Origin of the sequence: Hoeflea sp. (assembly GCF_039975035.1) — a bacterium.
In the GTDB taxonomy this organism is placed as follows: domain Bacteria; phylum Pseudomonadota; class Alphaproteobacteria; order Rhizobiales; family Rhizobiaceae; genus Hoeflea.
Genome location: NZ_JBDWHW010000203.1, coordinates 1 through 11,661 on the forward strand (window position 1 = coordinate 1; position 11,661 = coordinate 11,661).

General features: G+C 59.8%; 11 protein-coding genes and 1 pseudogene. All 12 read left to right on the forward strand.

Going from position 1 to position 11,661, the window contains the following annotated elements:
* The first annotated feature begins 90 nt into the window (after positions 1-90).
* Positions 91-1,014: a translation elongation factor Ts gene (gene tsf, locus ABJN75_RS18215; RefSeq protein ID WP_348441011.1), complete on the forward strand. Its 924-nt coding sequence runs from the start codon at positions 91-93 to the stop codon at positions 1,012-1,014.
* 105 nt (positions 1,015-1,119) lie between these two features.
* A complete protein-coding gene (pyrH, locus tag ABJN75_RS18220) occupies positions 1,120-1,842 on the forward strand; it encodes a UMP kinase (protein ID WP_348441012.1) in 723 nt (240 codons plus the stop codon).
* A gap of 65 nt (positions 1,843-1,907) precedes the next feature.
* On the forward strand, positions 1,908-2,468 hold the full coding sequence (frr, locus tag ABJN75_RS18225; RefSeq protein WP_348441021.1) for a ribosome recycling factor: 561 nt from the start codon (positions 1,908-1,910) through the stop codon (positions 2,466-2,468).
* 26 nt (positions 2,469-2,494) lie between these two features.
* Positions 2,495-3,250, forward strand: a complete 756-nt coding sequence (locus ABJN75_RS18230) for an isoprenyl transferase (protein ID WP_348441013.1) — start codon at positions 2,495-2,497, stop codon at positions 3,248-3,250.
* On the forward strand, positions 3,250-4,086 hold the full coding sequence (locus ABJN75_RS18235) for a phosphatidate cytidylyltransferase (RefSeq protein ID WP_348441014.1): 837 nt from the start codon (positions 3,250-3,252) through the stop codon (positions 4,084-4,086). The genes ABJN75_RS18230 and ABJN75_RS18235 overlap by 1 nt, the downstream gene beginning before the upstream one ends.
* A 99-nt stretch (positions 4,087-4,185) precedes the next feature.
* On the forward strand, positions 4,186-5,319 hold the full coding sequence (gene rseP / locus ABJN75_RS18240; RefSeq protein WP_348441015.1) for an RIP metalloprotease RseP: 1,134 nt from the start codon (positions 4,186-4,188) through the stop codon (positions 5,317-5,319).
* Between the two features lie 203 nt (positions 5,320-5,522).
* Positions 5,523-7,889, forward strand: coding sequence for an outer membrane protein assembly factor BamA (bamA, locus tag ABJN75_RS18245; protein ID WP_348441016.1), 2,367 nt, complete (start codon positions 5,523-5,525; stop codon positions 7,887-7,889).
* A 50-nt stretch (positions 7,890-7,939) separates the two neighbouring features.
* Entirely contained in the window at positions 7,940-9,013 is a 1,074-nt protein-coding gene (lpxD, locus tag ABJN75_RS18250) for a UDP-3-O-(3-hydroxymyristoyl)glucosamine N-acyltransferase (protein ID WP_348441017.1), read from the forward strand.
* Positions 9,010-9,483 carry a 3-hydroxyacyl-ACP dehydratase FabZ gene (fabZ, locus tag ABJN75_RS18255; RefSeq protein WP_348441018.1) on the forward strand — a complete coding sequence of 158 codons (474 nt, stop codon included), beginning with the start codon at positions 9,010-9,012 and terminating at the stop codon, positions 9,481-9,483. Before lpxD ends, fabZ begins: the two co-directional genes overlap by 4 nt.
* The gene (gene lpxA, locus ABJN75_RS18260) at positions 9,480-10,310 is read left to right on the forward strand and encodes an acyl-ACP--UDP-N-acetylglucosamine O-acyltransferase (RefSeq protein ID WP_348441019.1); all 831 of its coding nucleotides are present in this window, start codon (positions 9,480-9,482) and stop codon (positions 10,308-10,310) included. Before fabZ ends, lpxA begins: the two co-directional genes overlap by 4 nt.
* A 5-nt stretch (positions 10,311-10,315) precedes the next feature.
* Entirely contained in the window at positions 10,316-11,197 is an 882-nt protein-coding gene (lpxI, locus tag ABJN75_RS18265; protein WP_348441020.1) for a UDP-2,3-diacylglucosamine diphosphatase LpxI, read from the forward strand.
* A pseudogene (locus ABJN75_RS18270) lies at positions 11,197-11,661 on the forward strand (lipid-A-disaccharide synthase); the annotation flags it as partial. The gene lpxI and the pseudogene ABJN75_RS18270, both read left to right, overlap by 1 nt.

An 11,661-nucleotide genomic window follows, 5' to 3' on the forward strand; every position in this document is an offset into this window, starting at 1 on the left:
CAATGGCATGGTTGACATGCCGAATAGCGTCGCCGGATCTGATTTCGCCGTTTTGGCCGGACCGGACGCATCAAGAATGAAGAGGCTGTTATGAGCATTACTGCTGCAATGGTGAAAGAGCTGCGCGACAAGACCGGCGCAGGCATGATGGATTGCAAGAAGGCGCTTGCCGAAACCGACGGCAACATGGAAGCCGCAATCGACTGGCTGCGCACCAAGGGCATTGCCAAGGCCGACAAGAAGTCCGGCCGTACCGCCGCTGAAGGCCTGATTGCCGTGGCGTCCGAAGGCAACTCCGCCGTCGTGGTCGAAGTCAACTCCGAGACAGACTTCGTCGCCCGCAACGACGGTTTCCAGGATCTGGCCCGCTCCATCGCCTCTGTTGCGCTGACCACCGATGGTTCTGTTGACGCCATCGGCGCTGCCACCGTGCCCTCCACCTCCAAGTCCGTGATTGACACCGTCAAGGACGCCATCGCCCATATCGGCGAGAACATGAGCTTCCGCCGTTCGGCCAGGCTGTCCGTCGATGACGGCGTGGTCGCCACCTATGTGCACAACGCGGTTGCCGACGGACTTGGCAAGCTCGGCGTGCTCGTCGCGGTCAAGTCGACAGGCAAGGCCGACGTGCTGAATGCGATCGGCCGCCAGGTCGCCATGCACATCGCCGCCACCAATCCGCTGGCGCTGACGTCCGAGGATGTTGACGCATCGGTTGCCGAGCGCGAGCGCAACGTGTTCATCGAGCAGGCCCGCGAATCGGGCAAGCCGGAAGCCATCATCGAAAAGATGGTCGAAGGCCGCATGCGCAAGTTCTATGAAGAGGTTGCCCTGCTGTCGCAGTCCTTCGTCATGAACCCCGACCAGACCGTCGGCGAAGCCGTCAAGGCTGCTGCCGAGGAAGCCGGCGCGCCGGTTGAAATCGCCGCATTCGTGCGCTTCCAGCTCGGTGAAGGCATCGAGAAGGAAGAAAGCGACTTCGCCGCTGAAGTGGCTGCCGCCGCAAAGGGCTGACCCCAAGCGCCTTCAGGGCGCATTGTGGAAAAACCGCAAGGGCATCGCGTGACAACGCGATGCCCTTCGTGTATCCGGGCCTGACACAGAAATTCGGACCATTCCATGACAACCACTCCCCTGTTCAAACGCGTTCTCCTCAAAGCCTCGGGCGAAGCCCTGATGGGGAGCCAGGGTTTTGGCATTGATGTCGCCGTGGCCGACCGCATTGCCTCCGATATTGCCGAGGTTCGCGCCATGGGTGTGGAGGTTGGCGTGGTTGTCGGCGGCGGCAACATTTTTCGCGGCGTGGCGGTGGCCTCAAAAGGCGGAGACCGGGTGACCGGCGACCATATGGGCATGTTGGCCACCGTGATCAACGCGCTGGCGCTGGCCACGTCGTTGCGCAAGCTCGGCATCGACACGGAAGTGCTGTCTGCCATCTCGATGCCGGAAATCTGCCAGAGTTTTTCCCAGCGCGCCGCCCTTCATCACCTCGAAAAGGGCAGGGTGGTGATCTTTGCCGGCGGCACCGGCAATCCGTTCTTCACCACTGATTCCGCCGCCGCCCTGCGTGCCGCCGAAATGGGCGCCGAAGCCATTCTCAAGGGCACCCAGGTTGACGGCATCTATTCCGCAGATCCGAAGCTTCATCCCGAAGCGACCCGGTTTGACACGCTGACCCATGACGAGGTGCTCAACAAGGGGCTTGCCGTCATGGATGTCGCCGCCGTGGCGCTGGCGCGCGAGAACTCGATTCCGATTGTCGTCTTTTCAATTCACGAAAAGGGCGCATTCGCCAAGATTATGGTCGGCGGAGGCCGCGCGACAATCGTTCGTGATCATTAAGATGCCGGCGGCACGAGACGTGTGCCGGCCCAATGACAGCAGCTATTCTGCAGGAAGGACTGGCGATGAGTGAAGGCGTGGATTTGAAAGAGCTCAAACGTCGCATGGAAGGCGCAATCGCGGCCTTCAAAAGCGATATCGCATCATTGAGAACCGGCCGTGCGTCGGCCAATGTGCTCGATCCGGTCATGGTAGAAGCCTACGGCTCCCGCGTGCCGCTCAATCAGGTTGCCAATGTCACCGTGCCCGAATCGCGCATGCTTGGCGTTTCGGTCTGGGACAAGCAGATGGTCGGCGCCGTTGATCGCGGCATCCGCGAGGCCAATCTGGGTTTGAACCCGATCGTTGACGGACAGAATCTGCGCATTCCCCTGCCTGAACTCAACGAGGAGCGCCGCAAGCACCTGGTCAAGGTTTCGCACACCTATGCCGAAAATGCCCGCGTCGCCATCCGCAATGTCCGTCGCGATGGCATGGACACGCTGAAGAAGGCGGAAAAGGACGGTGACATCAGTCAGGATGACAGCCGTCGTGAATCCGACCTGGTTCAGAAAATGACCGATGAGACGATTGCCGAAATTGACCACTTGCTGGTCGAAAAGGAAAAGGAAATCATGCAGGTTTAGGGGCGACTCGCGTTACAAGTCGGGAAATGGCCAAAGCAATGCGACACGAAGTACCCACCACCATGCCGCGGCATGTCGCCATCATCATGGATGGCAACGGCCGTTGGGCCAATGCGCGCGGTCTGCCGCGCACTGCCGGCCACCGGGCTGGTGTGGAGCGTGTTCGTGAAGCCGTGCGCTCCGCCGCCGAGGCCCAGATCGACTACCTGACCCTGTTTGCGTTTTCCTCCGAAAACTGGAACCGTCCAAAGGACGAGGTTTCCGACCTGATGGGAATCCTGCGGTTTTTCATCCGCAAGGATCTTGCCGAACTGCATCGCGAAAACGTCTGCGTCAGGGTGATCGGATGCCGTGAAACGATTCAGCCCGATATCAGGGCCTTGCTCAACGAGGCCGAGGACCGTACCCGCGACAACACCGGCGTCACCTTGATCATAGCCTTCAACTACGGCGCGCGCGATGAGTTGGCGCGGGCGGCCCGTCTGATCGCCGAAGCGGTCAAGGCCGGCCGGATGGATCCGGAGAGCGTGAACGAGGCAACACTGTCCTCTTATATGGACACCACCGGCATTCCCGATCCGGATCTGGTCATCCGGACCAGCGGCGAACAGCGGCTTTCCAATTTTCTGTTGTGGCAGGCAGCCTATTCGGAATTTGTGTTCATGCCCTGCCTGTGGCCTGATTTTGATCGCAATGCGTTTTACGAAGCGCTAGCTGAATACAACCGCCGGGACCGCCGGTTTGGTGCGGTGCGAACGGCAGACATCGCGGTTGGCTCGTGATGTCGCGCGAGCTGCGGCTGCGGATCATTTCGGCGCTGGTCCTTGGCATCGTGGTTCTGGCTGCGACATGGGCCGGCGGCATCTGGTTCAGAAGTCTCGCGGTCATCATCATGCTGGTCATGCATCATGAATTCTCCACAATGGCCGACGCGCCGGCAAAGGCGCCGCTGGCCAATGCGATCGGCTGGCTGGCGGTGCTGGCGACAGCGGTTTTTGTCCTGACTTCGCTTCCGTCGATGGCGCTGGCGGCGATTTTCATCGGCGCCAGCGGCGCGATCCTCGCCGGGGTGAAACGCGGCGGCGGGCTGTGGTCGGCGACCGCGGTGCTCTATGCCGGTTTTTCCGGGCTGGCGCTGGCCGAGATTCGCGGCGACGGCCTGTTTGGCCTGTTCGCCATGCTGTTCATTTACGCAATTGTCTGGACCGCCGACACGCTGGCGCTGTTTTGTGGCCGCGCGCTGGGAGGCCCCAAGCTGGCGCCGCACATATCGCCTGGCAAAACCTGGTCGGGCGCTGTTTTCGGCGTTGCCGCGGGCGTCGGCGCAGGCGTTGCAACCGCTCTGGCCGTTCGTCCCGGCGGCGGTCTGGCGATCCCGTTGGTTGCACTGGCCCTGGTGATCGCGTCGGTCGTTGGCGATCTGTTCGAATCCTGGGTCAAACGCCGTTTCGGCGCCAAGGATTCGGGCCATATCATTCCTGGTCATGGCGGCGTCATGGACCGGGTGGATGGTCTTGTCTTTGCCGCATTTGCCGCCTTTGTACTGGGCAATCTTCTGCCGCTCTCCAACCATGCCGGCGTGGCTGACGAGCTTGCGGCAAGGTTGCTCGGCCTATAAACCGGGGCCGCGCCAACGGCGTTGTGATTAAAGCTGGCGTTGACAGCCTTGTTCCCTCACACGCCGGACAATGTCGGCGTCATGAAAGGATCCGATTTAATGGAATTTCTGACATCTTCGGCGGGAAACATTCTCAGCGCCCTGCCGCCGTTCCTGCTGGTTTTGACCATTGTCGTGTTCTTCCATGAGTTGGGACATTACCTTGTCGGGCGCTGGTGCGGCATCAAGGCCGAAGTGTTTTCCATCGGATTTGGGCCGAAAATAATTGGCCGTACCGACCGCCACGGCACCCATTGGCGATTGTCGCTGATTCCGCTCGGCGGCTATGTCAAGTTCCTGGGTGACGAGAATGCTGCCAGCCTGCCTGCGGGCTCGGGTGATTCGGCGCTCAGCGAGGCCGATCGGGCACACGCCTTCCCCAACGCCGCCCTGTGGCGCCGCGCCGCCACTGTTGCTGCCGGCCCAATCGCCAATTTCATTCTGGCGATCGCGATTTTCGCGGTCACATTCGCAATCAATGGCAGGATGATTTCCGATCCTGTGGTCGCCGACGTTCAGCCCGCAAGTGCCGCCGAGGCCGCTGGCATCCTGCCCGGAGACCGTTTTGTCGCCATTGACGGCATCAAGATCGAGGTGTTTGACGATGTCCAGCGCTATGTCAGCGTGCGTCCGGAAGTTCCCATAACCATCACCATGGACCGCAAGGGCGCCCTTGTCGATCTCACCCTGACGCCTGTACGCACCGAAATCTCCGACACCTTCGGCAACAAGATGGAAGTCGGCCGAATCGGTGTGGTCACCAACAACGACGCCGGCAATTTCAGGGTCCGTGAATACGGCCCGCTCGAAGCCGTCGGCGAGGGTGCCGCTCAAAGCTGGTACATTGTCACCAGGACCGTCGGATATCTTGGCAACATCATCAGTGGCCGCGAGAAGGCCGATCAGCTTGGCGGCCCGATTCGGGTTGCGAAATACTCAAAGGACATGTCGACGCTTGGCCTGACTGCGCTGGTCCAGCTTGCGGCGGTGTTGTCGGTCTCCATCGGCTTGCTCAATCTCATGCCTGTGCCGATGCTCGATGGCGGGCATCTGGTGTTCTACGCTATTGAAGCGGTGCGCGGTCGTCCGCCGGGCGAGGCGGCTCAGGAATGGGCCTACCGGGTCGGATTGACGATTGTCCTGGCGCTTATGATTTTTGCAACATGGAATGATGTTACGATGCTGATCGGTTGAAATCCGGTGGGCAGCCGTGCTAACCAGTTGTTAACCCTGATATTGCTCAAGCGTGGCTAAACAGCCACGCCTTGAAGGGAAGTAAACAGAATTTAACTCCGTCCCTTGCTTGTGTCAGAAAAGCGGGTAAAACGGGCACAAGTCATGACTCACTGTGCGTGTCTCCGGTTGGGACATTCGAGTAAAAAAAGGTAATAAGATCAATGAAAACCGGTTCAAACTTTTTGAACGCCGTGTCAGCAGTTGCGTTGACCGCGGGGATCGTTGTGACGGGTGCGGGTGTTGCGACACTTGCCGGGGTTACAATTGCGGAAGCAGCGGTGGTCAGCCGCATCGACGTCCGGGGCAATTCCCGTGTTGATGCATCGACCGTCCGCGGCAATCTGACGATCAGGCCTGGTGCGAGTTTCGACAACAACGACATCGACGAATCGGTGAAGCGCCTTTTCGCCACCGGATTGTTTTCAGATGTTCAGATCAGCGTGTCCGGCTCCTCTCTGGTCGTGACAGTCGCCGAGAACCAGATCATCAATCAGGTTGTGTTCAACGGCAACAAGAAGCTCAAGGACCATGCGCTTAAGGGTGTGGTGCAAAGCCGTCAGCTTGGCGCCTACAATGATCTCATCATTCAGGCCGACGTACAGGCCATTCGCGACGCTTATGCGGCGATCGGAAGAAGCGACACGGTCATCACCACCCGGGTGGTCCCGCTTGAAGGCGGTCGCGTCAATCTGGCTTTCGAAATCAATGAAGGCGATCGCACCAAGATTTCCTCGGTCAACTTCGTTGGCAATCAGGCATTCGGCGATGGCCGTCTTGCCGATGTGATCACAACGAAGCGCTCCGGGATGCTGTCGTTCCTCACCCGCAAGGATGTCTATGACGAGGACAAGCTGCGCGCCGATGAAGAATTGCTGCGCCGGTTCTACTACAATCGCGGTTACGCTGATTTCCGCGTCATCTCGTCATTCGCCGAGCTTGACGAAGCCAACAACGAATATGTCGTTACCGTCACGGTGGAAGAAGGCGAGCGCTATGTCTTCGGCGACGTGACCATCGAGAGCACGGTCCCAGGCATTGATACCGATTCCCTCAAGGGCCTGATCGAAACCCGCAGCGGTTCAGTCTACAGCGCCAAGGATGTCGAGGATACGATCCTTGCGATTTCCGACCGCGTCGCCACACAGGGCTATCCTTTTGCGACGATCACCCCGCGCGGTGACCGCGATTACAACAATCGTACCATTTCGGTGGTCTATCTGGTTGACGAGGGTACTCGCGCCTATGTCGAGCGGATCGAAATCCGAGGCAATACCCGCACCCGCGACTATGTGATCCGCCGCGAGTTCGATCTGTCCGAAGGCGATGCATTCAACCAGGTTCTGGTCCGGCGCGCCAAGAAGCGCCTCGAGAATCTGAAATTCTTCTCCTCCGTCGATATTTCCACGCAGCCCGGCTCGCAGCCTGACCGCGTTGTTCTGATTGTCGATGTCAAGGACCAGTCGACCGGCGAATTCGGTGTCGGCGGCGGGTATTCCAACAATGACGGCTTCACCGCCACCATCGATATCACCGAGCGCAACTTCCTCGGACGTGGCCAGTTCATCCGGGCGTCGGTCGGCGGCGGGGAGGACACGCGTGAATACAACCTGTCTTTCACCGAACCCTATTTCCTCGGCTATCGCCTGGCAGCAGGTTTCGATCTTTTCAAGACCACGGACACCGGTTACGACGGTTTTGAAGAGGACATTCAGGGTATCAATCTGCGTATTGGCGCACCGATCACCGAAAACCTCTATCTGACCACCGCGTTCAAATTCACCGAGACGACCTACAACGACTACGGGACTCTTACGCTGGCTCAGATTCCTTCGGCGCCCGAGCTTGCTGCCGTCAGCCGCACCGTTGCCAATGGCAGTCATCAGATCGGGGCGTTGTCCTACACGCTGACCTACAACACGCTTGACGACCAGGTCTTGCCGCGCGAAGGGCTTGCCGCCCGGATCACGCAGGAATATGCCGGTCTCGGGTTTGACTCCGAATACATAAAGACAATAGCCAAGGCGAGCTATTTTCATATGCTTTCCGAGCAGGCTGACGTGATCGGTAATTTGACTGTGGGTGCAGGTAACATTGTCTCCACCGGCGATGATTTGCGGGTGTTTGACCACCTGTTCATCGGTCAGGAGACAATTCGAGGCTTTGAAACCAGGGGCATCGGGCCGCGCGTGTTCAACGGCACCACCTATGTCGGCGCTGCTGGCGGCACCACCTATTTCAATGGGACCGCCGAGATTTCTGCACCTATGCCGCTGGTCTCGCGTGACCTTGGGTTGCGCTTCAATGTGTTTGCCGATGCCGCCACGCTTTACGGCAACGACATTTCCGCGGCCGATTTCGGCACGCAGACCTTGGTCGGTTCCGACATGGAATGGCGCGCCTCGGTGGGCATCGGCATCACTTGGGCTTCGCCGTTCGGCCCCTTGCGCGTTTACTACGCAGAACCTGTCGTCAAGGAAAGCTTCGACGAGGTCAAGGAGTTTGGCTTCGGCGCTTCGACGCGCTTCTGATCCGACACGGGTGGCGAGGTTGCCACCCGGTCTTTCCTCTTGGTTTCCTTATGGACATAAATCGCTTTTTTCCTCCGCATGAAGGCATTTCGCTTTCAGACCTCTCGGGTCTTTGCGGAGCTGAGCTGGCGGACGCGCAATATTCCGGGCGGATTGTCAAGGCAATCGCGCCGCTTTCGCGTGCCTCAATCAGCGATATTACCTTCGCAGGTTCACGCAAAGCATTGCCGAAATTGAAAAACTCTGGTGCTGGCGCCGTTTTTGTCACGGCAAAACTCGCCTCAGAGGTTCCCCCAGGCGTCGCCGCCCTGATCGCGGACGCCCCGCCGACCGCGTTTGCCTTGGCCGGTGCAGTGTTGGTGCCTTCCGCCATGCGTCCGCTTCAGCTTACCTCTGCAACCGGAGTGTCGGAGGCTGCCATTGTGCATCCGACGGCGATCATCGAAGACGGCGCGGTTGTGGAAGCCGGGGCGGTTGTTGGCGCCCGGGTGGAAATTGGCGCCGGTTCGGTGATTGCGTCGGGCGCCGCCATCGGTGAGGGCACGCTCATCGGCCGCAATTGCAATATCGGTCATTCCGTCACGGTGCAGCATGCCCTGATCGGCAATCACGTGATCATCCATCCTTCCGCTTCTATCGGACAGGACGGCTTCGGTTATGTCCCGGGGCCGGCGGGATTGATCAAGATCCCGCAGATTGGGCGTGTCATCATTCAGGATCACGTAGAGATCGGCGCTTCCACGACGATTGATCGCGGCGCGCTTGATGATACGGTGATCGGCGAAGGCACGAAAATCGACAATCTTGTGCAGATTGCGCACAATGTCCGGATTGGCCGTCATTGTGTTATCGTCGCTCAAACCGGCATCGCCGGCAGCACGACGCTGGGTGACGGTGTGATGATTGCCGGAGCATGTGCTATCAATGGACACATCACCATCGGCGACGGCGCCCAGATTGGCGCTATGAGCGGGGTTGCCGGGAATGTGCCGGCGGGCGTCCGCTGGGCCGGGATTCCGGCGCGGCCGATGAACGGGTTCCTGCGGGACGTGGCCGAGGCCAATGCCCGGGCATTTGGAAAGCCAGACAGGACGAAGATGAAAAAGCGTGGCGAGGGGCAATGAGCGAAGCTTTGACAACGACACTGGAAACGGCCGGAATCAGCGACATCATGAAGTTGCTGCCGCATCGCTATCCGTTTTTGCTGGTGGACCGGATCATCGATATCGACGCAGACAATTCCGCCATCGGCATCAAGAACGTGACCGCGAGCGAACCGCATTTCACCGGTCATTTTCCAGGCAATCCGATCATGCCCGGCGTTCTGATCGTCGAAGGCATGGCCCAGACCGCCGGCGCCATTTGCGCCAAGGCCACCGGCGCGGGAAGCAAGCTGGTCTATTTCATGACGATCGACAACGCCAAGTTCCGCAAACCGGTCATTCCTGGCGACCGGCTGGAATACCATGTCAAGAAGATCAAGCAGCGCGGCAATATTTGGCGCTTCCATTGCGAGGCAATGGTCGACAATGCCAAGGTTGCCGAAGCTGATATCGGAGCCATGCTGGTTTCGGCAGAAAGCGAGAATGAATGACCTCTACCGCGCCCGCCGCTCTTCATACTTCCCGGATTCATCGCTCGGCCATCGTCGAGGATGGGGCGGAGATCGGAATGAATGTCGACATCGGTCCGTTTTGCCACATTGGTCCCAAGGTCCGGCTTGGCGACAATGTGCGACTGATGAGCCATGTCGTCATTGACGGTTCGACAACGATTGGCGAGGAAACAATCGTGTTTCCCAATGCCGTTCTCGGGTGCGCACCGCAAAACATTCACTACAAGGGCGAAGATACCGAATTGGTCATAGGCCGGGCCTGCACCATTCGTGAAGGGGTGACGATGCATCCCGGAATGCCGGATTTCGGCGGTCGGACCACGGTTGGCGACAACTCGATGTTCCTGGCCTATTCGCACGTGGCCCATGATTGCCATGTTGGCAGCAATGTCATTCTTTCCAACAATGTGATGCTGGCCGGACATGTGACCATCGGCGACCGGGTCATCATGGGCGGCGGCGCGGCGGTGCACCAGTTCACCCGGATCGGACACCATGCCTTCATCGGCGGGCTGGCGGCTGTCAGCAATGATGTCATCCCCTACGGTATGCTCAACGGCAATCCCGGTGTGCTGATGGGCCTTAACATCATCGGCATGCAGCGTTCGGGTTTTGATAAACCAGCCATTCATGCGGTTCGACGGGCTTTCAAGACTATTTTCGACCCGACGACACCGATCCGGGAAAACATCAAACGCGTACGCGAACAGCCGGACAACAATGCCGCCATTGCTGATATCATCGCCTTCATCGATGCCGAAAGCGAACGCGCGCTGTCATCGCCGGCCCGGGGCCAGCGAGGCTGAAGCCGATGACATCGCCCGCCGGCGCGCCTGAAATCACAGGGCGGCTCGCGATCCTCGCGGGGCAGGGCCGGTTCCCGGTTCTGGTGGCACGCGCGGTGCGCGATCTGGGTCACGATCCCTATATTTTCGGGATCAAGGGTGAAGCCGATCAGGATTGGTCCGGCTATGATCATTGTCAGATCAATATCGCTGATTTGAAGCAGTTTGCCAGGGTCGTGCGCCTTCAGGCGATTGGCTCGGTCATTCTCGCAGGCGGCATCGGTCGCCGCCCGGACCTGATTGACATCCGCCCGACATGGCGGTCGCTGACCGGCTTTCTCACCTCGCTCCGGGTGATCGTTTCGGGCGGCGACGACAAGATCCTTCGCTTTGCCATCAGCGTTCTGGAGAATGAAGGCGTCAAGGTTCTGGCCGCGCAGCAGGTCGCACCGGCGCTGTTGGGCCGCCTGGGACCACTCGGGCGGGTGCGTCCGGGGAGCGCCGATGTCCAGGATATCGAGGCCGCCTCGGAAGCGGCCTTGGCGCTTGGCAGGCTGGATGTCGGGCAGGGGGCTGTTTCCGTCGGCGGCCGGGTGATTGCGCTGGAGGGGCTTGAAGGCACCGATGCGATGCTGGCCCGTGTGGCGGACCTGCGCGCCGGCAACCGGTTGCCCTCCGGCCGCGGCGGCGTGCTGGTCAAACTGTGCAAACCGGGACAGGATGAGCGCGCCGACCTGCCGTCCATCGGCACGGACACGGTCGCCAATGCCCATGCGGCAGGCCTTGCGGGCATCGCAATCGAGGCCGGACGCAGTCTGGTGCTCGAACGCGATCGCGTGGTTGGTGAAGCTGATCGGCTCGGCCTGTTCGTCACCGGCATCCAGCCACGCGATGAGGGAGCAAGCTGATGTCGGCACTCAAACTGGCTGTCGTTGCCGGCGAACCATCCGGCGATATTCTGGGCGCGGACCTGATCCGCGCGCTTGCCACTGCAACTGGCCGGCAACCCGAACTGATTGGAGTGGGTGGCGATCGCCTGATCGCCGAGGGACTGAATTCGTTGTTTGATTACACCGAACTGTCGATCATCGGTTTCTCGGCCGTCATCATGCAGCTCCCCAAACTGATCCTGCGCATCCGCCAGACCGCCGATGCGATCATTGCGGCAAAGCCCGATTGCCTGGTGATCATCGACAGTCCGGATTTTTCGCACAGGGTTGCCCGAAAGGTCCGCAAGGCGCTGCCGGACCTCAAGATCATCAATTATGTCTGCCCAACGGTCTGGGCCTGGAAGCCGGAACGGGCGCCTGCCATGCGGGCGTGGATCGACCACATTCTGTCGGTGTTTCCATTCGAAGCCGAAATCGTCAAG

Coding starts and splice junctions, on each gene's coding strand:
- frr (WP_348441021.1), top strand. CDS start 1,908: ATGAGTGAAGGCGTGGATTTGAAAGAGCTCAAACGTCGCATGGAAGGC.
- lpxD (WP_348441017.1), top strand. CDS start 7,940: ATGGACATAAATCGCTTTTTTCCTCCGCATGAAGGCATTTCGCTTTCA.
- bamA (WP_348441016.1), top strand. CDS start 5,523: ATGAAAACCGGTTCAAACTTTTTGAACGCCGTGTCAGCAGTTGCGTTG.
- ABJN75_RS18235 (WP_348441014.1), top strand. CDS start 3,250: ATGTCGCGCGAGCTGCGGCTGCGGATCATTTCGGCGCTGGTCCTTGGC.
- fabZ (WP_348441018.1), top strand. CDS start 9,010: ATGAGCGAAGCTTTGACAACGACACTGGAAACGGCCGGAATCAGCGAC.
- lpxA (WP_348441019.1), top strand. CDS start 9,480: ATGACCTCTACCGCGCCCGCCGCTCTTCATACTTCCCGGATTCATCGC.
- rseP (WP_348441015.1), top strand. CDS start 4,186: ATGGAATTTCTGACATCTTCGGCGGGAAACATTCTCAGCGCCCTGCCG.
- pyrH (WP_348441012.1), top strand. CDS start 1,120: ATGACAACCACTCCCCTGTTCAAACGCGTTCTCCTCAAAGCCTCGGGC.
- tsf (WP_348441011.1), top strand. CDS start 91: ATGAGCATTACTGCTGCAATGGTGAAAGAGCTGCGCGACAAGACCGGC.
- ABJN75_RS18230 (WP_348441013.1), top strand. CDS start 2,495: ATGGCCAAAGCAATGCGACACGAAGTACCCACCACCATGCCGCGGCAT.
- lpxI (WP_348441020.1), top strand. CDS start 10,316: ATGACATCGCCCGCCGGCGCGCCTGAAATCACAGGGCGGCTCGCGATC.